Raw genomic sequence first — 23086 nt, 5'->3', positions numbered from 1 at the left:
GCGCTTCCGTGCTGGAGTGCTCCCGTCGCGGGGCAGTCCGGCCGGGAGCCGCCCGGCCCGCCGCGCGGCCACGGCGTGAGGAGCCGATCATGAACGTACGGCGGGTCGTCCCCAACCTGCGGACCGAGGACCCCGAGGCGTGCGGCGCGTTCTACGCCCGCATCGGCCTCAGCCCCGCGATGGAGCTGGGCTGGATCACCACCCTGACCGGCACCGGAGGCGGCGCCTCGCCGGTCCAGCTGAGCCTGATGACCGAGGACCTGACCGGCCCGTTCGTCCCCGACCTGAGCATCGAGGTCGACGACGTGGACGCCGCCTACGAGGAGCTGCGGGCGGCCGGCGCCGAGCTGCTCTTCCCGGTCCGCGACGAGGAGTGGGGTGTCCGCCGCTTCTTCGTCCGCGACCCGGACGGCCGCGTCGTCAACATCCTCGGCCACCGCTGACGGCTCCGCCGCCTCGCGCGCCCTCCTGGCTCCCCTCGCACACCCGTGCGCCCCACCCGGTTTGTTGCGGCGGGATGAAATCCCCCGCTCCGGACGTTGGCGCTGGCGGTAGTGGCAGGAGACCGGACGACGGAAGGACCACGGGGTGGCGGGCGCTCGGCAGGACCGGCAGGAACAGGGGAAACCGGGGCGTACCCCGGTGGCCGGGCCGGAGGCGGCGATCGAGAACCGGGGCTGGGTCAAGCGGCTCACCGCGTACGCCTGGCGGCACCCCAAGGACGTGATCCTCTCGCTCGGCGCCTCGCTCGCCGGGATGGGCGTCATGGCCCTGGTGCCGCTGATCACCAAGGTCGTCATCGACGACGTGATCGGCGGCAGCCGCTCGCTGGCCGTCTGGACCGGCCTGCTGGTCCTGGCCGCCCTGGTCGTCTACGGGCTGACGTACATCCGCCGCTACTACGGCGGGCGGCTCGCCCTGGACGTCCAGCACGAGCTGCGGACCGACATGTTCGCCACCATCACCAGGCTCGACGGCAGACGGCAGGACGAACTCTCCACCGGCCAGGTCGTCGGCCGCGCCACCAGCGACCTCCAGCTCATCCAGGGCCTGCTCTTCATGCTGCCGATGACCATCGGCAACGTCCTGCTCTTCCTCATGTCCCTGGCGATCATGGGGTGGCTCTCGCTGCCGCTGACCCTGGTCGTCGTCGCCGTCGCCCCCGCCCTGTGGTGGATCGCCCGCCGCAGCCGCACCCGGCTCCACCCGGCCACCTGGTACGCCCAGGGGCAGGCCGCCGCCGTCGCCGGAGTGGTCGACGGGGCCGTCTCCGGCGTCCGCGTCGTCAAGGGGTTCGGGCAGGAGGAGCAGGAGACCGGCAAGGTCCGCGAGGTCAGCCGCCGCCTGTTCGCCGGCCGCCTGCGCACCGTCAAGCTCAACGCCCGCTACACCCCCGCCCTCCAGGCCGTCCCCATGCTCGGCCAGGTCGCCATGCTCGCCCTCGGCGGCTGGCTGGCGGTGCGCGGGCAGATCACGCTCGGCACCTTCGTCGCCTTCTCCACCTACCTCGCGCAGCTGGTCGGCCCGGTGCGGATGCTCGCCATGGTCCTCACCGTCGGCCAGCAGGCCCGGGCCGGCGCCGAACGCGTCCTGGAGCTGATCGACACCGAGCCCACCCTCACCGACGGCCCCCGCGAGCTGCCCGCCGACGCCCCCGCCACCGTCGAGTTCGACTCCGTCACCTTCGGCTACGGCGACGGGCGGCCCGTCCTCGACGGCTTCAGCATGGAGATCCGCGAGGGCGAGACCCTCGCCCTGGTCGGCGCCTCCGGCAGCGGCAAGTCCACCGTCTCCACGCTGCTGCCCCGCTACTACGACGTGAGCGCGGGCGCCGTCCTCGTCGGCGGCCGCGACGTGCGCGAGCTGACCCTCGACTCGCTGCGCGCCGCCATCGGACTGGTCCCCGAGGACAGCTTCCTCTTCTCCGACACCATCCGCGCCAACCTCGCCTACGGCCGCCCCGACGCCACCGACGAGCAGATCACCGCCGCCGCCCGGGCCGCCCGCGCCGACCGCTTCATCGACGAGCTGCCCGAGGGCTACGACACGGCCGTCGGCGAGCACGGCCTGACCCTCTCCGGCGGCCAGCGCCAGCGCCTGGCCCTGGCCCGCGCCCTGCTCACCGACCCCCGGCTGCTCGTCCTGGACGACGCCACCTCGGCCGTCGACGCCCGCGTCGAGCACGAGATCCACGAGACCCTCGCCGAGGTCATGGCGGGCCGCACCACGCTGCTCATCGCCCACCGCCGCTCCACCCTCAACCTCGCCGACCGCATCGCCGTCCTCGACGAGGGCCGCGTCGCCGCCGTCGGCACCCACGCGGAGCTGGAGCGCACCTCGCCGCTCTACCGCCGCCTGCTCACCGACCCCGAGGCGCTCGGCGGCACCTCGCCCGGCCACACCCCCCAGCCGCCCCCGCTCTCCGTCCTGCCCGAGGAGGAGACGCTCACCGACGAGCTGCGGGACGAGCTGGAGGCCGAGTTCGACGCCGAACGCGGCATCACCCCGGCCCTGTGGGTCCGCGACAAGGAGGCCCGCGATCCGGCCGCCGCCCTCGCCGGGATGCCCGCCACCCCCGAACTCCTCGCCCAGGTCGAGGCGCTGCCCCCGGCCGACGAGAAACCCCGGGTGGACGAGGCCCGCGCCGTCACCCCGGAGGAGTCGTACGGCCTGCGGCGGCTGCTGCGCGGGTTCGGCAGGCCGCTCGCCGTGGCCTTCCTCTTCGTCGCCGCCGACGCGGGGCTCGGCCTGCTCCTGCCGGTGCTGATCCGGCACGGCATCGACGAGGGCGTCAACCAGCTGGCGCTGGGCGCCGTCTGGACCGCCGCCGGGCTGGCCCTGCTCGCGGTGATCGCCCAGTGGGCCGCGCAGACCGCCGAGATCCGCAAGACCGGCCGCACCGGCGAGCGGGTCCTGTACGCGCTGCGGCTGAAGATCTTCGCCCAGCTCCAGCGGCTCGGCCTGGACTTCTACGAGCGCGAGCTGACCGGCCGGATCATGACCCGGATGACCACCGACGTCGACGCGCTCTCCACCTTCCTCCAGACCGGCCTGGTCACCGCCTTCGTCTCGGTCGTCACCTTCTTCGGCATCATGGGCGTGCTGCTGGCCATCGACCTCCAGCTGGCGCTGGTCGTCTTCGCGACGCTGCCCGTCCTGATCGTCGGCACGTACTTCTTCCGCAAGCGCAGCGTCAAGGCGTACGAGCTGGCCCGTGAGCGGGTCTCCACGGTCAACGCCGACCTCCAGGAGAACGTCGCCGGGCTGCGGATCGTGCAGGCGTTCCGGCGCGAGCCCACCACCACCCGGCGGTTCACCGAGCACAGCGACAGCTACCGGCGGGCGCGGCTCAAGGGCCAGTGGCTGATCTCGGTCTACTTCCCCTTCGTGCAGCTCCTCGCCTCGGTGGCGGCCGCCGCCGTCCTCATCGTCGGCGCCGGCCGGATCGAGGCCGGCACCCTCACCACCGGCGCGCTGGTGGCGTACCTGCTCTACATCGACCTCTTCTTCGCGCCCGTCCAGCAGCTCTCGCAGGTCTTCGACGGCTACCAGCAGGCCACCGTCTCGCTCGGCCGTATCCAGCAACTGCTGCGCGAGAAGCCGTCCACCGGGCGGGCCGCCGAACCGCTCGACGTGCTCTCCCTGCGCGGCGAAATCGCCTTCGAGTCCACGGGGTTCGCCTACCGCCCGGCCGAGGGCGGAGGCCAGGCCGAGGAGGCGCTGACCGGCGTCGACCTGCGGATCAAGCCGGGCGAGACCGTCGCCTTCGTCGGCGAGACCGGCGCGGGGAAGTCGACCCTGGTCAAGCTGGTCGCCCGGTTCTACGACCCGACCAGCGGCCGGGTCACCGTGGACGGCACCGACCTGCGCGACCTGGACCTGACGGCCTACCGGCACCGGCTCGGCGTCGTCCCGCAGGAGGCGTACCTCTTCGAGGGCACCGTCCGGGACGCCATCGCCTACGGGCGGCCCGAGGCGGGCGACGCCGAGGTGGAGGCGGCGGCCCGCGCGGTCGGCGCGCACGACATGATCGCCCGGCTGGACGGCGGCTACCTGCACACCGTCGCCGAACGCGGCCGCAACCTCTCGGCCGGCCAGCGCCAGCTGATCGCCCTGGCCCGCGCCGAACTGGTCGACCCGGACATCCTGCTCCTCGACGAGGCGACCGCCGCCCTCGACCTGGCCACGGAAGCCCTGGTCAACCAGGCCACCGAGCGGGTCGCCGGCCGCCGCACCACCCTGGTCGTCGCCCACCGCCTGACCACCGCCGCCCGTGCCGACCGCGTCGTCGTCATGGACCACGGCAAGGTCGCCGAGGTCGGCACCCACGACGAGCTTCTCGCCAGGAACGGCGCCTACGCCGGACTCTGGGACGCCTTCGTCGGCGCCCCCGCCGCCTGACCCTCCGTCGGGCCGCGCCCCGCGCCCCCCGTCCCCGCCCGGGACAGGGGGCGCCGCGCTGTCCGGCCCTCCCGGACGACGCCCCGTCACCCCCAGGAGCAGGCCGTCTGGTGGAGCGGGCGTCACTCGGCTAAGTTCCGGCGGGCCGGGACGCACCCGGAGTGACGATCGGAACAGGGGAGGGCTCATGCGCACGGTGTTGCGCTGGTTGCTGTCGCTCGTGGTCCTGGCGGGGGCCGTCACGGCCCAGGCCGGCACCGCGGTGGCGGGCCAGGACCCGGCACGGGACGGCCGGGACATCCTTCAGCGGCTGCTCGCCGTCAAGGGCGTCGAGCTGGTCGAGGAGAAGCCGTACGAGGGGTACCGGTACTTCGTCCTCACCTACACCCAGCCGGTCGACCACCGGCACCCGAAGCGGGGCACCTTCGAGCAGCGCTTCACCGTGCTGCACAAGGACACCTCGCGCCCCACCGTCTTCCACACCTCCGGCTACGGCGTCTCCACCGCCCCCGGCCGCAGCGAGCCCACCCGGATCATCGACGGCAACCAGATCTCCCTGGAGTACCGTTACTTCACCCCGTCGCGCCCCGAACCGGCCGACTGGTCGAAGCTGACGATCTGGCAGGCCGCCAGCGACCAGCACCGCCTCTTCCAGGCCCTCAAGCCCGTCTACGGCAAGAAGTGGCTGGCCACCGGCGGCTCCAAGGGCGGCATGACCGCCACCTACTACGAGCGGTTCTACCCGCGCGACATGGACGCCGTCGTCGCCTACGTCGCCCCCAACGACGTGGTCGACAGCGAGGACTCCGCCTACGACCGCTTCCTGGAGCAGGTCGGCACCGCCGAGTGCCGCGACGCCCTGCACGCCGTCCAGCGTGAGGCCCTGCTCCGCCGCGAGCCCCTCAGCGAGCGGTACCGGGAGCTGGCCGAGAAGTCCGGCGCCACCTTCACCACCGTCGGCAGCCTCGACAAGGCGTTCGAGGCCGTCGTCATGGACCTGGCCTGGGGCTTCTGGCAGTACGCCGACGAGGCCGACTGCGCAGCCGTGCCGCAGGCCCGCACCGCCACCGACGCCGAACTCTTCGCCTACGTCGACGAGATCTCCGGCTGGTCCTTCTACACCGACCAGGGCCTCGCCCCGTACACGCCGTACTACTACCAGGCGGGCACCCAGCTCGGCTCGCCCGGCATCGCCCAGCCGCACCTCGCCGACCTCAGCCGCTACGGCTACCAGGCGCCCCGCGAGTTCGTGCCGCGCTCCATCCCCATGCGGTTCGAGAAGCACGCCATGCGCGACGTCGACACCTGGGTCCGCCACCACGCCCAGCGCATGATGTTCGTCTACGGCGAGAACGACCCGTGGAGCGCCGAGCCGTTCCGCCTCGGGGCCGGCGCCCGCGACTCCTACGTGCTGACCGCGCCCGGTGCCAACCACGGCGCCAACGTCGCCGGGCTCGTCCCCGACGAGAGCGCCCGCGCCACCGCCCGCATCCAGCAGTGGGCCGGCGTCGCCCCGGCCACCGCCCAGGCCGACCCCGAGTCCGCCGCGCCGCTGGCCGCCTACGACAAGACCCTCGACTCCCTCGACGAGAAGCTGCTCCAGAAGTACCGGGGCGGCAAGCCCTGACCTGACCCGACCCGGCCCGCCCGGACACGAAAGCGCCGCCCGCACCCCTGCTCCAGGGGCGCGGGCGGCGCTGTTCGTCCACCCGTCAGTACCGCAGGCCGAACCCGACCGGCAGCAGTTCCCTCGACGGGTCGTCGGCCCGCTGCACCGGCACCGGCAGCTTCCCGCGCGGCCTGGCCCGGCCGGCCAGCACCCGCACCGCCGCCCGCAGCTCCACGTCGGTCCACGAGTAGGTGGCCAGCACCGCGTCGGCCTCCGGCAGGTGCGCCACGTCGTACGGGTTGCGGATGGCCAGCGCCACCACCGGCACCCCGGTCGCCGCCAGCGCCCGCACCAGCTTCTGCTGCGCGCTGCCCGCCGCCACGTTGTACGTCCCGACGACCACCGCGTCCTTGCCGCCGGCCGCCGCCACCGCCGCGTCGATGACCGCCTGCGTGGGCGCCGTCCCGGTGGAGAGCGTGGTCACCCGGAAGCCGAGCCCGGTCAGCTCCTCGGTGAGGGTGGTGGTGGGCGGGCCCGTGGTGCCCGAGGGGGAGGCCGGGTCGGCGCCGACGACCAGGAGGTCCCGGTGGGTGCGGCGGCTCAGCGGGAGCAGGCCGTCGCGGTGGGCCAGCAGGGTCGTGGTGCGCTCGGCGATCCGGTCGGCCTCGGCCAGGTGCGGGCGGACGCCCACCGTCCGGTCGACCTCCCGCCGCGTCACGTACGGGTCCTCGAACAGGCCCCGCTTGGCCTTCAGTTCGAGGACGCGCAGCACCGAGGTGTCGATCCGCTCCTCGGTCAGCTCGCCGTCGCGCACCGCCGCCAGCACCGCGTCGTACGCCACCTTGATGCTCGGCGGGTTGAGCAGCTGGTCGACCCCGGCGAGCAGCGCCAGCACCGGCACCCGGTCGTCGCCGTACTTGGTGCGCACCCCCTCCATGCCGAGGGAGTCGGTGACCACCACCCCGTCGTACCCCAGCTCCTCGCGGAGGATGCCGGTCAGGATCGGGCGGGAGAGCGTCGCCGGGTCCTCGGCCGGGTCGAGGGAGGGCACCACGATGTGCGCGGTCATGATCGAGTCGATGCCCGCCGTGATCGCCGCCCGGAACGGCGGCGCGTCCAGCCGCTCCCACTCTTCGCGGGTGTGGTGGATGGTCGGCAGCGCCTCGTGGCTGTCGGTGGTGGTGTCGCCGTGGCCCGGGAAGTGCTTGGCGCAGGAGGCGACCCCGGCTCCCTGGTACCCCTTCACCTGTGCGGCCACCAGGTCGGCCACCACCTGCGGGTCGGAGCTGAAGGAGCGGACGCCGATCACCGGGTTGGCCGGGTTGACGTTGACGTCGGCGTCCGGCGCGTAGTTCTGGAGGATGCCGAGGGCGGCCAGCTCGGCCCCGGCGATGTGCGCGGCCCGCCGGGTGTCGGTGCGGCTGCCGCCCGCGCCCAGCGCCATCGCCCCCGGCAGCAGGGTGGCCGGAGCGCCGACCCGGCAGACGATGCCGTGCTCCTGGTCGGTGGAGATGAGCACCGGCAAACCGTTTCTCCGCCCCAGCGAGGCGCGCTGGATGCCGTTGGACAGCTCGGCGATCTGGTGCGGGTCGCGGGTGTTGCGCGCCCAGGTGAAGTAGATGATGCCGCCGACGTGGTACGTCGAGATCAGCTCGGCGGCGTCGCGGACGCCCAGCTCCTTGAGGTTGGCGTCGACGTCCGCCGGGTCCGGGTCGGTCGCGGTGTGGCCGTAGACCCGCATCACGAAGAGCTGGCCGACCTTCTCCTCCAGGCTCATCCGGGAGAGCAGCTTCCGCAGCTGCGCGCGGGTGGGTCTGCGCGCGGCCGGCCGGACGCCGCTCGCCTCGCCCTGGGGGCCGACGGCGGCGGAGGCCGAGGTGCTGACGGTGGCCGCGGCGGCGGCTCCCGCGCCCGCCGCGAGCACGGCGCGGCGGGAGGTGCCGGGGGATCGGTGGTGCACGTGCGCTCCTTCCGGTGGGAGGGGCGCCGGGCGGGTGCGCGCTGCCCGTGCCGCCTCGACGGGCAGCCCCTGAAGGAAACTGCCAGGAATCACGGATAGCCCGAAGATTTCTGCCAGTCAAGAGGTGGGGCGCGTGTTGCACCCGCGCCCCGCGCCGCTTGTCCGCCTTTGCCGCGCCTGGGCCGTCCCCGCACACCATTCGAGGGGCCCGGTCCGCGGACCGGGCCCCTCGTGTCTCCCCCCGGAGGTCCCCCCTCCAGATCAGAACTCCCTGAATCCCCCCCGGGAATCCCCCCAGAAGTCCTGATGCCACGTAAGACAGGCGACCCCCGGGCGGGGTTGTACGGAAGTCGTGATCAATTTTCGGCGGGAAAGTGGAGGCGCGGGCTTGCTCCCGCCCCTTCGCCACGGCCGCCCGGCCTCGTCCGGCGGCGCAGCCGGACCCTGCGGAACTTCGCGACCGGGCACACCGGGTTTTCCCCGGGCCCCACCACCCCGCCCCCACCTCGTACTGTCGTCCCATGTCCCCAGCCGTACCCCCGCAGGACCAGCCCCGTCTCGCCGTCCTCGAAGCCGTCCTGGAGCGGATCACCTACGCCAACGAGGAGAACGGGTACACCGTGGCCCGGGTGGACACCGGGCGGGGTGGCGGGGAACTGCTCACCGTGGTCGGGGCGCTGCTCGGGGCGCAGCCGGGGGAGGCGTTGCGGATGGAGGGGCGGTGGGGGTCGCATCCGCAGTACGGCAAGCAGTTCACGGTGGAGAACTACACGACGGTGCTGCCCGCCACGGTGCAGGGCATCCGCCGCTACCTCGGGTCCGGGCTGATCAAGGGCATCGGGCCGCGGATCGCCGACCGGATCACCGAGCACTTCGGGGTCGACACCCTCGACGTCATCGAGACCGACGCCAAGCGGCTGGTGGAGGTGCCGGGGCTCGGGCCCAAGCGGACGAAGATGATCGCCGCCGCCTGGGAGGAGCAGAAGGCGATCAAGGAGGTGATGGTCTTCCTCCAGGGGGTCGGCGTCACCACCTCCATCGCCGTGCGCATCTACAAGAAGTACGGTGACGCCTCCATCTCCGTCGTGCGCAACCAGCCCTACCGGCTGGCCGCCGACGTCTGGGGCATCGGCTTCCTCACCGCCGACCGGATCGCCCAGGCCGTCGGCATCCCGCACGACAGCCCGGACCGCGTCAAGGCCGGACTCCAGTACGCCCTCTCCCAGTCCAGCGACCAGGGCCACGTCTACCTCCCCGAGGACCGGCTCATCGCGGACGCCGTCAAGCTGCTCCAGGTCGACACCGGCCTGGTCATCGACTGCCTCGGGGAACTCGCCGCCGACGAGGAGGGCGTGGTCCGCGAGAAGGTGCCCGGCCCCGACGGCGAGCCCGTCACCGCCGTCTACCTGGTCCCCTTCCACCGGGCCGAAGTCTCCCTCGCCGCCCAGCTGTTGCGGCTGCTGCGCGCCCCGGACGACCGGATGCCCGCCTTCCGGGACGTCGACTGGGAGAAGGCGCTGGGCTGGCTGGCCCGCCGCACCGGCACCGAACTCGCCCCCGAGCAGCGGGACGCGGTCCGGCTCGCCCTCACCGAGAAGGCGGCCGTGCTCACCGGCGGGCCCGGCTGCGGCAAGTCGTTCACCGTGCGGTCGGTGGTGGAGCTGGCCCGGGCCAAGGGCGCCAAGGTGGTCCTCGCCGCCCCGACCGGGCGGGCCGCGAAGCGCCTCGCCGAGCTGACCGGAGCCGAAGCCTCCACGGTCCACCGGCTGCTGGAGCTGCGTCCCGGCGGCGATGCCGCGTACGACCGGGAGCGGCCGCTCGACGCCGACCTCGTGGTGGTCGACGAGGCGTCCATGCTGGACGTGCTGCTCGCCAACAAGCTGGTCAAGGCGGTCGCGCCCGGCGCCCACCTGCTCTTCGTCGGCGACGTCGACCAGCTGCCCAGCGTCGGCGCCGGCGAGGTCCTGCGCGACCTGCTCGCCGACGGCGGACCGATCCCCTCCGTCAGGCTGACCAGGATCTTCCGCCAGGCCCAGCGCTCCGGGGTCGTCACCAACGCCCACCGCATCAACGCGGGCACCCCGCCGCTCACCCAGGGCCTCGACGACTTCTTCCTCTTCGTGGAGGACGACACCGAGGAGGTCGGCCGCCTCACCGTCGACGTCGCCGCCCGCCGCGTCCCGGCCCGCTTCGGTCTCGACCCGCGCCGCGACATCCAGGTCCTCGCCCCCATGCACCGCGGCCCGGCCGGCGCGGGCGCCCTGAACGGCCTCCTCCAGCAGGCCATCACCCCGGCCCGGCCCGACCTCCCGGAGAAGCGGTTCGGCGGCCGGGTCTTCCGCGTCGGGGACAAAGTGACCCAGATCCGTAACAATTACGAGAAAGGGCTCAACGGCGTCTTCAACGGAACCGTCGGCGTCGTCACCGCCCTCAACACCGAGGAGCAGCGGCTGACCGTGCTCACCGACGAGGACGAGGAGGTCCCGTACGACTTCGACGAGCTGGACGAGCTGGCGCACGCCTACGCCGTGACCATCCACCGCTCGCAGGGCAGCGAGTACCCCGCGGTGGTGGTGCCGGTGACCACCAGCGCCTGGATGATGCTGCAGCGGAACCTGCTCTACACCGCCGTCACCCGGGCCAAGAAGCTGGTCGTCCTGGTCGGGTCGCGGAAGGCGATCGGCCAGGCGGTGCGTACCGTCTCCGCAGGCAGGAGGTGCACCGCGCTCGGCCATCGGCTGCTCTCGGGGACGCCCGGCCGGCCGGTCGGCCAGAAATGATCGATCAAAACGGTGGGATACGTCACGCAGCCCTTCCGGAACCGGGGGGAGAGGGGCAGGATGAACAGGTTGGCGGCACTGAGTGCCGCCAAAGGGCCGAAGGGTCGACCCCGAGTGCACTCTCCTGAGCCAAATGGGGGATGGTAGAGACAGTCAGGGCACCTCGAAGATGAGGCACTACGTCGGTGAGGGAAAGACGTGAGCGACAACTCTGTAGTACTGCGGTTCGGCGACAGTGAGCACACCTACCCGGTGATCGACTCCACCGTCGGCGACAAGGGCTTCGACATCGGGAAGCTTCGCGCCCAGACGGGTCTGGTGACCCTCGACAGCGGCTATGGCAACACCGCGGCGTACAAATCCGGGATCACCTATCTCGACGGCGAGCAGGGCATCCTCCGCTATCGCGGGTACCCGATCGAGCAGCTGGCGGAGAACTCCACCTTCACCGAGGTGGCGTACCTGCTGATCAACGGTGAGCTGCCGACCGTCGACGAGCTGGCGGGCTTCAAGAACGAGATCACGCAGCACACCCTCCTCCACGAGGACGTGAAGCGGTTCTTCGACGGCTTCCCGCGCGACGCGCACCCGATGGCGATGCTGTCGTCGGTGGTCAGCGCGCTGTCGACGTTCTACCAGGACAGCCACAACCCGTTCGACGAGGAGCAGCGCCACCTCTCGACGATCCGCCTCCTGGCCAAGCTGCCGACGATCGCGGCCTACGCCTACAAGAAGTCGATCGGCCAGCCCTTCGTCTACCCGCGCAACGACCTGGGCTACGTCGAGAACTTCCTGCGGATGACCTTCTCGGTCCCCGCCCAGGAGTACGAGCTGGACCCGGTCGTCGTCTCGGCGCTGGACAAGCTCTTCATCCTGCACGCCGACCACGAGCAGAACTGCTCCACGTCGACCGTGCGCCTGGTCGGCTCCTCGCAGGCCAACATGTTCGCCTCCATCTCGGCCGGCATCTCCGCGCTGTGGGGCCCGCTGCACGGCGGCGCCAACCAGTCGGTGCTGGAGATGCTGGAAGGCATCAAGGCCGACGGCGGCGACGTCGACTCCTTCATCCGCAAGGTGAAGAACAAGGAGGACGGCGTCCGGCTGATGGGCTTCGGCCACCGCGTCTACAAGAGCTTCGACCCCCGGGCGAAGATCATCAAGGCGGCGGCGCACGACGTCCTCTCCGCGCTCGGCAAGTCCGACGAGCTGCTGGACATCGCGCTCAAGCTGGAGGAGCACGCGCTCTCCGACGACTACTTCGTCTCGCGGAACCTCTACCCGAACGTGGACTTCTACACCGGGCTGATCTACCGCGCCATGGGCTTCCCGACCGAGATGTTCACCGTGCTCTTCGCGCTCGGCCGTCTCCCGGGCTGGATCGCCCAGTGGACCGAGATGATCAAGGAGCCCGGATCGCGTATCGGGCGTCCGCGGCAGATCTACACCGGCGAGGTCCTGCGCGACTTCGTCCCGGTCGAGGCCCGCTGACCGGGGCTGTCGCCTCGCGATTCTCAGGGGCGCGCCCCGCTTGGCCCGTTCTTTCCCCGCTGTGCGGCGGGGGAGGGGCGGGCTTTCGGCCGTTCCGGGCCGTACGGCCGCGTTCGGGCAAGTAGAAAGCGCCCCGGCACCAGTCCCCCCACGGGCCGATGCTCGGGGCGCTTTCCTGTGTCCCGAGCGGATTCCCCCCACGGGATCCGGCCGGGCGTCTGTGCGGTCTGCCAGGACACGTACGTACGGGAGGGCCGCTCAAAGCTCCCCGGTGCACGTGCCCCGGCCTACACGGTCGAAGGACGTCCCCCAAGACGTCCTCCCGATTCCGGAAACGTCCCCCAAGACATTTCCGGTATCGCCTTCTTAGACTCACGAGCCCCCCACTTGGTTACGTTGCGGGGAGTGTGATCTGCGTCTCTCGCACGACCTGAATACTGCTGCGAGAGCCCCGGGGTTCGGGGTCCAAGAGTAAGGGTAGTGCGTCAACTATGTGAAGGACTTGAGGCGAAGACTGTTGGTAACGACGAAGACCGAGGAGAAGGCCATCGCGGCCCCCGCGATCATCGGGTTCAGCAGTCCCGCGGCGGCCAGCGGAAGCGCCGCCACGTTGTAGCCGAAGGCCCAGCAGAGGTTGCCCTTGATGGTGGCCAGCGTGCGCCGGGAGAGCCGGATCGCGTCGCCCGCCGCCCGCAGGTCCCCGCGGACGAGGGTGAGATCCCCGGCCTCGATCGCCGCGTCCGTCCCGGTGCCCATGGCGAGCCCCAGGTCGGCGGTGGCCAGCGCGGCCGCGTCGTTGACGCCGTCGCCCACCATCGCCACCGTACGGCCTTCCGCGCGCAGCCGCTCGACCTCGGCGACCTTGCCCTCGGGCAGCACCCCGGCCACCACCCGGTCGATGCCCACCGCGTGGGCCACCTCGGCGGCCACGGCCTCGTTGTCGCCGGTGAGCAGGACGGGCGTGAGGCCGAGCGCGCGCAGTTCCCGGACCGCCTCGGCGCTGGTCTCCCGCAGGGCGTCGGCGAGCGTCAGCAGCCCGCGTACGGCCCCGTCCCAGCCGACGGCGACCACGGTCCGCCCGCGGGCCTCGGCGGCCGCCAGAGCCCGTTCCAGCTCCTCGGGGAGGGGCATCCCGGCCTCGGTGAGGAGCCGGGGGCGGCCGGCGGCCACCTGGCGCCCCTCGACGGTGCCGCGGACACCCAGTCCGGAGGTACTGGCGAAGCCGGAGACGGGCGGGAGCGGGCCGTGGCGCTCCTCGGCGGCGCTCGCCACGGCGCGGGCGATCGGATGCTCGGAGGCGTGCTCCAGGGCGCCCGCGAGGCGCAGCAGCTCGGTCTCGCCGGTGCCGTCGGCGGGCAGGACCTCGGTCAGTTCCATGCGGCCGGTGGTGAGGGTGCCGGTCTTGTCGAGGACGACCGTGTCGACGCGGCGGGTGTTCTCCAGCACCTCGGGGCCCCGGATGAGGATGCCGAGCTGCGCGCCGCGTCCGGTGCCGACCAGCAGGGCGGTGGGCGTGGCCAGGCCCAGCGCGCACGGGCAGGCGATGATCAGGACCGCGACGGCGGCGGTGAAGGCGGCCGTGGCGTCGTCCGTGGCGAGCAGCCAGCCCACCAGCGTGCCCAGGGCCAGGACCAGCACGACCGGGACGAAGACCGCCGAGACCCGGTCGGCCAGCCGCTGGACGGCCGCCTTGCCGTTCTGGGCCTGCTCGACCAGGCGGGCCATCCGGGCCAGCTGGGTGTCGGCGCCGATCCGGGTGGCCTCCACGGTGAGGCGGCCGCCGGTGTTGACGGTGGCGCCGGTGACCTGGTCGCCGGGGGCGACGTCGACCGGTACCGACTCGCCGGTCAGCAGGGAGGTGTCGACCGCCGAGCGGCCCTCCAGGACCCGGCCGTCGGTGGCGATGGTCTCGCCGGGCCGGACCGTGAACCGGTCGCCGACCACCAGCCGCGCCACCGGCACCCGTACCTCGCGCCCGTCCCGCACCACGGTGGCCTCGCGGGCCCCCAGCTCCAGCAGGGCGCGCAGCGCTGCCCCCGCCCTGCGCTTGGCGCGCGCCTCCAGCCAGCGGCCGAGCAGCAGGAAGGTGACGACGCCCGCCGCCACCTCCAGGTAGATCATCGAGGAGGCGTCGGCGCGGGAGGCGGTCAGGTCGAAGCCGTGCCGCATCCCGGGCATCCCGGCGTGGCCGAGGAAGAGTGCCCAGAGCGACCAGCCGAAGGCGGCGAGGGTGCCGACCGAGACGAGGGTGTCCATCGTGGTCGCGCCGTGCCGCAGGTTGGTCCAGGCGGCCCGGTGGAAGGGCAGGCCGCCCCAGACCACGACGGGCGCGGTGAGGGTCAGGCAGAGCCACTGCCAGTGGTCGAACTGGAACGCCGGGACCATCGACAGCAGGATCACCGGCGCCGCGAGCACCGCGGAGACGGTGAACCGCTGCCGCAGCGCCTCGGTCCCGTCCTCGCCGGGCGCGCCGGAAGCCTCCGCGCCGTCTTTTGGAGCCTCCGGGGCCGGCTCGGGCTCCGGAGGGCGGATCTCCTCGGCGGTGTAGCCGGTCCTGACCACCGTGGCGATCAGGTCGGCGACGCCCAGCTCCTCGCCCGGCTCGTAGGCGACCTTCGCCTTCTCGGTGGCGTAGTTGACGGTGGCGGTGACGCCCGGCATCCGGTTGAGCTTCTTCTCCACCCGGGCCGCGCACGAGGCGCAGGTCATCCCGCCGACGCTCAGCTCGACCTCGGTGGTCGCGGATGCTGCCGGCCGTTCGGGGGCCGTACTGGTGGTCATGGTCTGGCGGTCTCCGCTACGAGGGGTACGGGCAGGTGCGGGCGGACCCGGTCCTTCCATGGTGCGGCCCCGCCCGGGCGGGGTGCCGGGCGGGGCGGGGTGCGCCGGGGTCAGGCGCGGCCGGTCAGCTCGTACCCGGCCTCGTCGACGGCGGTGCGGACGGCCTCCTCGTCGAGCGGGGCGGCGGAGGTGACGGTGACCTTGCCGGTGGCGGCCTCGGCCTTCACGGAGGAGACGCCGGGCAGCGCGGAGATCTCCTCGGAGACGGCGCCCTCGCAGTGGCCGCAGGTCATGCCGGTGACCGCGTAGACCGTGGTGACGGCGCCGGTGTCGGCGCAGCCGCCGGAGGAGGCGGCGGAGCCGGAGCAGCAGGAGCCGGAGGTCTGCGTCTGGGCCTGGGTGTCGCTGGTCATGGTGTCCTCCTGAGGGCCGTCCCGTTCGGGCGGGTCCGGTCGCGATGGTCGTGGTGGTGCTCGTGGTGCGGGTGGTCGTGATGTCCAGGATGGGGCAGTGGTGGTGTGCGCGGCGCCGGTGGCCGGGCGTGCGTGACGGGGCTTCCCGGGCAGGCGGGATCAGAGGTGCGCCCGGGAAGGTGGGCCGTACAGCCAGACTATACCCCTAGGGGGTATGAATCCACCTCCCGGGCGGCACAGTGAGCCGCGCGGCCCGCCCCCGGGCCGCCAGGACGAAGGGTGATCCGATGCGCGCAGTGGTCTTCGAACGGTTCGGCGAGCGCCCCGAGGTGCGGGAACTGCCCGACCCCGCGCCCTCACCCGAAGGGGTGGTCGTCCGCGTCGAGGCCACCGGCGTCTGCCGCAGCGACTGGCACGGCTGGCAGGGCCACGACCCGGACATCGCGCTGCCCCACGTCCCCGGCCACGAACTCTCCGGCACCGTCGCCGCCACCGGCGCCCGCGTCACCCGCTTCACGGCCGGGGACCGCGTCACCGTCCCCTTCGTCTGCGCCTGCGGCACCTGCGCGGCCTGCGCCCAGGGCGACCACCAGGTCTGCGAGAACCAGACCCAGCCCGGCTTCACCCACCACGGCTCCTTCGCCGAGTACGTCGCCCTCGACCACGCCGACGTCAACCTCGTCGCCCTCCCCGACGCACTCGCCCACCCCACCGCCGCCGGCCTCGGCTGCCGCTTCGCCACCGCCCACCGGGCCGTCACCGTCCAGGGCCGGGCCGCCCCCGGCGAATGGGTCGCCGTGCACGGCTGCGGCGGGGTCGGGCTCTCCGCCGTGATGATCGCGGCCGCCGCCGGGGCCCGCGTCCTCGCCGTCGACGTCTCGCCCGACGCCCTGGAACTGGCCCGGCGGTTCGGCGCCGAGGTCTGCCTGGACGCCCGGGTGGGCGTGGTTCCCGTCGACGGGGCCGTGCGGGCCGGGGCCGGGGGCGAGGTCGCGGCGGCCGTCCGGGAGATCACCGGCGGCGGCGCCCACCTCTCCCTCGACGCGCTCGGGTCGCCCGGTACCTGCGTCGCCTCCGTCGAGGGGCTGCGGCGGCGGGGCCGCCATGTCCAGGTGGGGCTGCTCCCGGCGGCCACCGGGCGGCCCGTGATCCCGATGGAGCGGGTCATCGCCCACGAACTGGAACTCCTCGGCAGCCATGGCATGGCCGCGCACGCCTATCCCGCGCTGCTCGCCCAGGTGGCCGACGGGACCCTCCGGCCCGACCTCCTGGTCACGGCGGTGCGACCGCTCGCCGAGGCCCCGGACGCACTGGCCGCGCTGTCGGCCCCCGGGGTACCGGGGATCACGGTGATCGAGCCCTGGGGGTGACGGGGCCTTCAGCCGGGCCGGAGCGGGCCCGGCTGAAGACCCCCGGTGCGGCTCCGGCTACTTCCCCCTGTTGCGGGCCCGCCCCGCCACCCAGTGGCGGATCGTGTCGGCGTGCCAGTAGGGGCGGCCGGAGCGGGTGAGGTCCGGTGGGGGGAGCTGGCCGTTCTTGCGGTAGGAGCGCACGGTGTCGGGCTGGACCCGGATGTGCGCGGCGATCTCCCGGTACGACCACAGGTCCCGGTCGGTCATGTGGGCGTCTCCCCTCCGCGTACCCCTGCGCGGCGCACCGTTCGCGCCGCCGAGGTGCCAGGGGTCCGCTCGGTGCCCCCACCCTGGAGCGGCGGGCGGCGCGCGGCCGGAAGCGCGGGCGGGGGCGTGGAGCGACCGTGACAAGGATGTGGCGGGATCGGGACATCCCGGGCCCGTTCAGCCGTTCAGGTACGACTCCAGCAGCGCCCGGGTGCGCCGGGCCACCGGGAGCGGGCGGTCCGGCGGGCAGGGGTACATGTCCTGCTCGACGATGGCGAAGAGGTCGATGCCGAGGGGGCGGGTGGCCGCCAGTACGGGTTCGAGGGCGGGCACGCCGAGCGGGGGCTCGCACATGACGCCCTGGGCCACGGCGGGGCCGAACGGCAGGTCCTCGGCGCGGACCCGGGCCAGCACCTCGGGGTCGACCTGTTTGAGGTGGAGGTAGCCGAGGCGTTCGCCGTAGGTCTCGACGAGGCGGACGCTGTCGCCGCCGCAGTAGGCGTAGTGGCCGGTGTCCAGGCAGAGTTCGACCAGGTCCGGGTCGGTGGTGTCGAGGAGGCGGACCACGTGCTCCTCGGTGTCGACATGGGTGTCGGCGTGCGGGTGGACCACGGTGCGCAGCCCGTACTCCTCGCGGACCCGGCGGGCCAGACGCTCCGTCAGCCGGGAGAGGTCGCGCCAGGCGGCGGGGGTCAGCTCGCGGTCCTCCAGCACCCGGCCGGTCTTGTCGTCGCGCCAGAACGCGGGGATCGCCACCAGGTACCCGGCGCCCGTCGCGCGGGTCAGCTCCGCGACCTTCGCCACGTGCGCCCAGGTCTCCTCCCAGACCGCCTCACCCCGGTGCAGCCCGGTGAAGACGGTGCCCGCCGACACGCTCAGCCCGCGCCGCGCCGTCTCGTCCCGCAGCCGTACCGGGTCGGTGGGGAGGTAGCCGTACGGGCCCAGTTCGATCCACGTGTACCCGGCCTCGGCCACCTCGTCCAGGAAGCGGTCCCAGCCCACCTGGTGCGGGTCCTCGGGGAACCAGACGCCCCACGAGTCGGGTGCCGAGCCGATCCGCAGCCGGGAGACCGGGGGTGCCGGCTCGTTCGTACGGTCCATCAGATGTCCGCCTTCCGGTTCCGGTCGCCGTCCGGGTCAAGCCTGCCCCATCTCCGGGCGTGAGGGTTCGTCCGAATGTCCGGACAAAATGTTGACAGGGTTCCGCGCCGCCGACTAGACCTGGGCACGCCCCGGCACCACGGGGAGCACCGCCGCCGCAACGACGCAGCGAGGGGGAGACCGTGACGGGCGCACAGCCGGGACGCGGGAGTGGGCAGCGGCCACCCGGACCGCCGGGTGAGGCGGCGTACGACGTGATCGCTCTCGGGCGGCTCGGCGTCGACCTCTACCCGCTCAGGACCGGGGTGCCGCTGGCCGAGGTGGAGACCTTCGGGAAGTTCCTGGGCGGCTCGCCCGCCAACGTGGTCGTCGCGGCGGCGCGGCTGGGGCGGCGCACCGCGCTGGTCAGCCGGACCGGGGAGGACCCGTTCGGCGACTACCTGCGGGCCGAGCTGGAGAAGTTCGGCGTCGACGCGCGGTGGGTGCCGGCCGTGACGGGGCTGCCCACCCCCGTCACCTTCTGCGAGATCTTCCCGCCCGACGACTTCCCGCTCTACTTCTACCGGCGGCCCGAGGCCCCGGACCTCAGGATCACCGCCGACGCCCTCGACCTCGACGCGATCGGCGCCGCCCGCGTCCTGTGGGCCACCGGCACCGGGCTGAGCGCCGAACCGAGCCGCACCGCCACCCTCACCGCGCTGGCCCACCGGCGCCGGGCCGCCCACACCGTCCTCGACCTCGACTGGCGGCCCATGCTCTGGGACGAGGCCGAACGCCCGGACGCCCGCGCCCACTACGCCGCCGCCCTCGCCCACGCCACCGTCGCCGTCGGCAACCTCGCCGAGTGCGAACAGGCCACCGGAGAGCGTGAACCGGAGGCCGCCGCCGACGCCCTGCTCGCCGCCGGGGTCACCCTCGCCGTCGTCAAACAGGGGCCGGACGGCGTCCTCGCCGCCCACCGCGACGGCACCCGCGTCACCGCCCCGCCCGTCCCCGTCGAGGTGGTCAACGGCCTCGGCGCCGGGGACGCCTTCGGCGGCGCCCTCTGCCACGGCCTGCTCGCCGGGTGGCCACTGGCGGACACCATCGGGTACGCCAACGCCGCCGGGGCCCTCGTCGCGGGACGCCTCGCCTGCTCCTCCGCGATGCCCCGCGCCGAGGAGATCGAGGCGCTGCTGGGCGGTGCGGAATGAACCCCGCCCATGCCGCCCACGCCGTCGACCCGGCCGCCCTCGCCCGGCTGCGCGCCCACCGGCCCGAGGCGGTCGCCGAGGCCGCCGCGCGCCGGGTCCGCCGCCCGCTGCTGGGCCGCGACGGGCGGCTGCTGATCCTCGCCGCCGACCACCCGGCGCGCGGCGCCCTCGGCGCGGGAAGCGGCGACCGCGCCATGGCCGACCGCGCCGGACTCCTCGCCCGGCTGCGGCTCGGCCTCTCCCGCCCGGGCGTCGACGGCGTCCTCGCCAGCGCCGACGTCCTGGACGACCTCCTGCTGCTCGGGGCGCTGGAGGGCAGGGCCGTCATGGGCTCGATGAACCGCGGCGGCCTCGCCGGGGCCGCCTTCGAACTCGACGACCGGTTCACCGGGTTCCGCCCCGAGGACCTGGCCCGCTCCCGCTACGACGCCGGGAAGCTGCTGCTCCGCCTCGACTACGACGACCCCGGCTCGCTCACCACCCTGCACACGGCGGCCCGCGCCGTCGACGCCATGGCCGCGCTGCGCCTGCCCGTCTTCGTCGAGCCGTTCCTGTGCCGCCGGGTCGGCGGCGCACTCCGTACCGACCTCGGGGCCGCCGCCGTCACCACCTCGCTCGCCGTCGCCTCCGGGCTCGGCGGGACCTCCGCGTACACCTGGCTCAAGGTGCCCGTCACCGAGGACCCCGAGGACATGGCGCGGGTGACGGCCGCCACCACGCTGCCCGTCGTGCTGCTCGGCGGGCCGGTCGGTGCGGCGCGCGGCGGGGACGCGACCTACGAGCGGTGGCGGAGCGCCCTCGCGCTGCCCACGGTGCGCGGCCTCGTCGCCGGCCGCGCCCTGCTCTACCCGCCCGACGGGGACGTGGCCGCCGCCGTCGACACCGCCGCCGCCCTCGTCCACGGGGAGGCCCGGCACGAGGGAACCCGCGCCCTCCCCGGCCCGTCGCGCGGGCTGCCCGCCCCGCGCGGGGTAGGTGAGGAGCCATGACGACGATGCCCCCCACCGACCCGCACCCGCTCCATCTGCGGCCCGGCGCCACCGCGCACCCCGGCAGCCCGTACCGGCTCAGCGCCGGGCCCGACCAGGGGCTGCGCCACACCGCCCTGCACATCCTCGAACTGGCCCCCGGCGACACGCACACCTTCGCCACCGGCGGCGCCGAATGGATCGTGCTTCCGCTCTCCGGGGGCGGTACGGTCCGGGTACGGCCCGACGGGGAGCAACAGGGCGACGGAGAAAGCGAGTTCACCCTCGACGGGCGCCCGGACGTCTTCGCCGGGCCCACCGACTTCGCGTACGTCCCCCGGGACGCCCGCGTCGAGATCACCTCCGGCGCCGCCGGCCGGTTCGCTCTGGCAGGAGCGAGGTGCGGGCGCCGACTCCCCGCCCGCCGAGGCCCGGCGCCGGAGGTACCCGTCGAGGAGCGGGGCAGCGGGACGTGCGCGCGACAGGTGCGGAACTTCGCCGCCGCCCACACCTTCGCCTGCGACCGCCTCATCGCCGTCGAGGTCCTCACCCCGCCCGGCCACTGGTCCTCGTACCCGCCGCACAAGCACGACGAGCACCGGCCGGGAGAGGAGAGCGAGCTGGAGGAGATCTACTGGTTCGCGCTGGACGGGCCCACCCCGGCCTTCCACCGGGTGGCGCCCTCCCGGCCCGGCGGCGCCGACCTCCTCGCCGAGGTGCGGGACGGGGAGGCGGTCCTCGTCCCCGACGGCTGGCACGGCCCGTCCGTCGCCCCGCCCGGCCACCCGCTCTACTACCTCAACGTCATGGCCGGGCCCGGCCCCGGGCGGGACTGGCACATCACCTTCCACCCCGACCACGCGGAGGGCTACCGGTGAGGCTCACCACCGCCCAGGCACTGATCCGCTTCCTCTCCGTCCAGTACAGCGAGCGCGACGGCGAGCGGCAGCGGCTGATCCCCGCCGTCTGGGGCGTCTTCGGCCACGGCAACGTCGCCGGGCTCGGCCAGGCCCTCGCCGAGCACACCGCCGAACGGCCCGACGGGACCGGCGACCTCCGCTTCCACCAGGGCCGCAGCGAGCAGGCCATGGTGCACGCCGCCACCGGCTTCGCCCGCCAGAGCCGCCGCCTCGCCGCCCACGCCGTCACCACCTCCATCGGGCCCGGCGCCACCAACCTCGTCACCGGCGCCGCCCTCGCCACCGTCAACCGCCTGCCCGTCCTGCTCCTCCCCGGCGACACCTTCGCCACCCGCCCCGCCGACCCCGTCCTCCAGCAGCTCGAACTCCCCTACGCGGGCGACATCACCGTCAACGACTGCCTGCGGCCCGTCTCCCGCCACTTCGACCGCGTCACCCGGCCCGAGGCGCTGATCCCCGCCGCCCTCACCGCGATGCGCGTCCTCACCGACCCGGCCGCCACCGGCGCCGTCACCCTCGCCCTGCCGCAGGACGTACAGGCCGAGGCGTACGACTGGCCCGAGGAGTTCTTCGCCGAGCGGACCTGGCACATCCGCCGCCCCGCCCCCGACACCGCCTCCCTCACCGAGGCCGCCGCCCTGCTCCGCGCGGCCCGCCGCCCCCTCGTCGTGGCGGGCGGCGGCGTCAAGTACGCGGGGGCCGAGGCGGCGCTCGACGCCTTCGCCCGCGCCACCGGCATCCCGGTCGCCGCCACCCAGGCCGGCAAGGGCGCCCTGCCCCACGACCACCCCCAGGACGTCGGCGCGCTCGGCCACACCGGCACCGCCACCGCCGACGACCTGGCCCGCACCGCCGACCTCGTCCTCGCCGTCGGCACCCGCCTCACCGACTTCACCACCGCCTCAGGCACCCTCTTCGCCGCCGACGGCGTCCGCTTCGCCCACCTCAACCTCGACCCCGCCGACGCCCACAAACTCGCCGCGCACGCCGTGGTCGGCGACGCCCGCGAAGGGCTCACCGCCCTCACCGGGCTCGTCGTGGGCCACCGCCTCCCGGACGCCCACGTCACCGCGTACACCGCCGCCAAGGCCGACTGGGAGGCCCGCGTCGACGCCGCCTACGCCGCCCCCGACCCCACGGCCCGCCCCACCCAGACCCAGCTCCTCGGCGTCCTTGACGCCCTGGTCACCGGCGAGGACATCCTCGTCAACGCCGCCGGCTCCCTCCCCGGCGACCTGCACCGCCTCTGGCGGGCCCGCTCGGCGGACCAGTACCACGTCGAGTACGGCTACTCCTGCATGGGCTACGAGATCCCCGGCGCCCTCGGCATCCTCCTCGCCGACCCGCACCGCCCCGTCTGGGCCCTGGTCGGCGACGGCACGTACCTGATGAACCCGACCGAACTGGTCACCGCCGTCCAGGAGTCCCTGCCGCTCAAGCTGGTCCTCGTCGACAACCACGGGTACGCCTCCATCGGCGGCCTCTCCCGCGCGGTCGGCGCCGAGGGCTTCGGCACCGCCTACCGGATGCCCGGCCCCGGCGGCCTCCTCGACGGGGAGCCGCTCCCGCTCGACCTCGCCGCCAACGCCGCCTCCCTCGGCGTCCGCATGCTCCGCGCGGAGACCGTCGCGGAACTGGGCGAGGCCCTCGCCGAGGTACGGGCCGCCACCGTCCCCACGGGTGTCTACGTGCGGACCGAAACGCCCGACACTGTGTCCAGCCCGACGCCCGCACAGGCGTGGTGGGATGTTCCCGTGGCCCGGACCGCGCACCGCGAGGAGGCGGCCCGAGCCCGGCAGGAGTACGACCGGAACGTCGCAGCCCGGCGCCGCCATCTGTGAAGGAGCGACCCC

15 protein-coding genes are annotated in these 23086 nt (G+C 73.8%); 10 read left to right on the top strand and 5 right to left on the bottom strand.

Going from position 1 to position 23086, the window contains the following annotated elements; genetic code table 11:
- Window positions 1–89 precede the first annotated feature (89 nt).
- From IF45_RS0120380 to IF45_RS0120370, 3 genes are all read left to right on the top strand, one after another.
- Window positions 90–443: a VOC family protein gene (locus IF45_RS0120380; protein WP_003948150.1), complete on the top strand. Its 354-nt coding sequence runs from the start codon at window positions 90–92 to the stop codon at window positions 441–443.
- Between the two features lie 199 nt (window positions 444–642).
- A complete protein-coding gene (locus IF45_RS0120375) occupies window positions 643–4401 on the top strand; it encodes an ABC transporter ATP-binding protein (protein WP_030308796.1) in 3759 nt (1252 codons plus the stop codon).
- A 187-nt stretch (window positions 4402–4588) separates the two neighbouring features.
- The gene (locus tag IF45_RS0120370; protein ID WP_030308794.1) at window positions 4589–6028 is read left to right on the top strand and encodes a S28 family serine protease; all 1440 of its coding nucleotides are present in this window, start codon (window positions 4589–4591) and stop codon (window positions 6026–6028) included.
- Between the two features lie 85 nt (window positions 6029–6113).
- Here IF45_RS0120370 and IF45_RS0120365 read toward each other — a convergent pair whose 3' ends face one another.
- Window positions 6114–7970: a glycoside hydrolase family 3 protein gene (locus IF45_RS0120365; protein ID WP_030308793.1), complete on the bottom strand. Its 1857-nt coding sequence runs from the start codon at window positions 7968–7970 to the stop codon at window positions 6114–6116.
- A 521-nt stretch (window positions 7971–8491) separates the two neighbouring features.
- Here IF45_RS0120365 and recD2 point away from each other — a divergent pair.
- Window positions 8492–10750 carry an SF1B family DNA helicase RecD2 gene (gene recD2 / locus IF45_RS0120360; protein WP_030308791.1) on the top strand — a complete coding sequence of 753 codons (2259 nt, stop codon included), beginning with the start codon at window positions 8492–8494 and terminating at the stop codon, window positions 10748–10750.
- Between the two features lie 198 nt (window positions 10751–10948).
- Window positions 10949–12238 carry a citrate synthase gene (locus tag IF45_RS0120355; protein ID WP_003948145.1) on the top strand — a complete coding sequence of 430 codons (1290 nt, stop codon included), beginning with the start codon at window positions 10949–10951 and terminating at the stop codon, window positions 12236–12238.
- 489 nt (window positions 12239–12727) lie between these two features.
- Here the strand turns inward: IF45_RS0120355 and IF45_RS0120350 are convergent, their stop codons facing one another.
- Entirely contained in the window at window positions 12728–15019 is a 2292-nt protein-coding gene (locus IF45_RS0120350) for a heavy metal translocating P-type ATPase (RefSeq protein ID WP_030308789.1), read from the bottom strand.
- A gap of 110 nt (window positions 15020–15129) precedes the next feature.
- Complete coding sequence (locus tag IF45_RS0120345) at window positions 15130–15432, bottom strand: heavy-metal-associated domain-containing protein (protein WP_030308787.1); 303 nt, start codon at window positions 15430–15432, stop codon at window positions 15130–15132.
- 287 nt (window positions 15433–15719) lie between these two features.
- Here IF45_RS0120345 and IF45_RS0120340 point away from each other — a divergent pair, with 287 nt between their 5' ends.
- Window positions 15720–16802: a zinc-dependent alcohol dehydrogenase family protein gene (locus tag IF45_RS0120340; RefSeq protein WP_026282407.1), complete on the top strand. Its 1083-nt coding sequence runs from the start codon at window positions 15720–15722 to the stop codon at window positions 16800–16802.
- Between the two features lie 57 nt (window positions 16803–16859).
- On the opposite strand, the gene IF45_RS0120335 is transcribed toward IF45_RS0120340, so the two are convergent.
- The gene (locus IF45_RS0120335; RefSeq protein ID WP_018468198.1) at window positions 16860–17051 is read right to left on the bottom strand and encodes a MerR family transcriptional regulator; all 192 of its coding nucleotides are present in this window, start codon (window positions 17049–17051) and stop codon (window positions 16860–16862) included.
- Window positions 17052–17228: 177 nt separating this feature from the next.
- Window positions 17229–18152 carry a sugar phosphate isomerase/epimerase family protein gene (locus IF45_RS0120330; RefSeq protein ID WP_030308785.1) on the bottom strand — a complete coding sequence of 308 codons (924 nt, stop codon included), beginning with the start codon at window positions 18150–18152 and terminating at the stop codon, window positions 17229–17231.
- Between the two features lie 254 nt (window positions 18153–18406).
- Here IF45_RS0120330 and iolC point away from each other — a divergent pair, with 254 nt between their 5' ends.
- From iolC to iolD, 4 genes are read left to right on the top strand one after another with little or no spacing between them, the layout of a single operon-like run.
- Window positions 18407–19345 (top strand): 5-dehydro-2-deoxygluconokinase, encoded by a 939-nt coding sequence (gene iolC, locus IF45_RS0120325; RefSeq protein ID WP_030308783.1) that lies wholly within the window; start codon window positions 18407–18409, stop codon window positions 19343–19345.
- Window positions 19342–20334, top strand: coding sequence for a Cgl0159 family (beta/alpha)8-fold protein (locus tag IF45_RS0120320; RefSeq protein WP_010638038.1), 993 nt, complete (start codon window positions 19342–19344; stop codon window positions 20332–20334). Before iolC ends, IF45_RS0120320 begins: the two co-directional genes overlap by 4 nt.
- Window positions 20335–20339: 5 nt before the next feature.
- Window positions 20340–21191 (top strand): 5-deoxy-glucuronate isomerase, encoded by an 852-nt coding sequence (iolB, locus tag IF45_RS0120315; protein WP_030308781.1) that lies wholly within the window; start codon window positions 20340–20342, stop codon window positions 21189–21191.
- Window positions 21188–23074 (top strand): 3D-(3,5/4)-trihydroxycyclohexane-1,2-dione acylhydrolase (decyclizing), encoded by a 1887-nt coding sequence (gene iolD, locus IF45_RS0120310; protein WP_030308779.1) that lies wholly within the window; start codon window positions 21188–21190, stop codon window positions 23072–23074. Before iolB ends, iolD begins: the two co-directional genes overlap by 4 nt.
- Window positions 23075–23086: the final 12 nt, after the last annotated feature.

This window comes from Streptomyces albidoflavus (genome assembly GCF_000719955.1).
Classification (GTDB): Bacteria; Actinomycetota; Actinomycetes; order Streptomycetales; family Streptomycetaceae; genus Streptomyces; species Streptomyces albidoflavus.
This window is presented reverse-complemented; position numbering and strand designations above follow the sequence as displayed.

Bases quoted from the DNA above. Each gene is read 5' to 3' on its own strand.
- IF45_RS0120370 (WP_030308794.1), top strand. From the start codon at position 4,589: ATGCGCACGGTGTTGCGCTGGTTGCTGTCGCTCGTGGTCCTGGCGGGG.
- recD2 (WP_030308791.1), top strand. From the start codon at position 8,492: ATGTCCCCAGCCGTACCCCCGCAGGACCAGCCCCGTCTCGCCGTCCTC.
- IF45_RS0120380 (WP_003948150.1), top strand. From the start codon at position 90: ATGAACGTACGGCGGGTCGTCCCCAACCTGCGGACCGAGGACCCCGAG.
- IF45_RS0120330 (WP_030308785.1), bottom strand. From the start codon at position 18,152: ATGGACCGTACGAACGAGCCGGCACCCCCGGTCTCCCGGCTGCGGATC.
- IF45_RS0120335 (WP_018468198.1), bottom strand. From the start codon at position 17,051: ATGACCGACCGGGACCTGTGGTCGTACCGGGAGATCGCCGCGCACATC.
- iolB (WP_030308781.1), top strand. From the start codon at position 20,340: ATGCCCCCCACCGACCCGCACCCGCTCCATCTGCGGCCCGGCGCCACC.
- IF45_RS0120345 (WP_030308787.1), bottom strand. From the start codon at position 15,432: ATGACCAGCGACACCCAGGCCCAGACGCAGACCTCCGGCTCCTGCTGC.
- IF45_RS0120340 (WP_026282407.1), top strand. From the start codon at position 15,720: ATGCGCGCAGTGGTCTTCGAACGGTTCGGCGAGCGCCCCGAGGTGCGG.
- IF45_RS0120350 (WP_030308789.1), bottom strand. From the start codon at position 15,019: ATGACCACCAGTACGGCCCCCGAACGGCCGGCAGCATCCGCGACCACC.
- IF45_RS0120320 (WP_010638038.1), top strand. From the start codon at position 19,342: ATGAACCCCGCCCATGCCGCCCACGCCGTCGACCCGGCCGCCCTCGCC.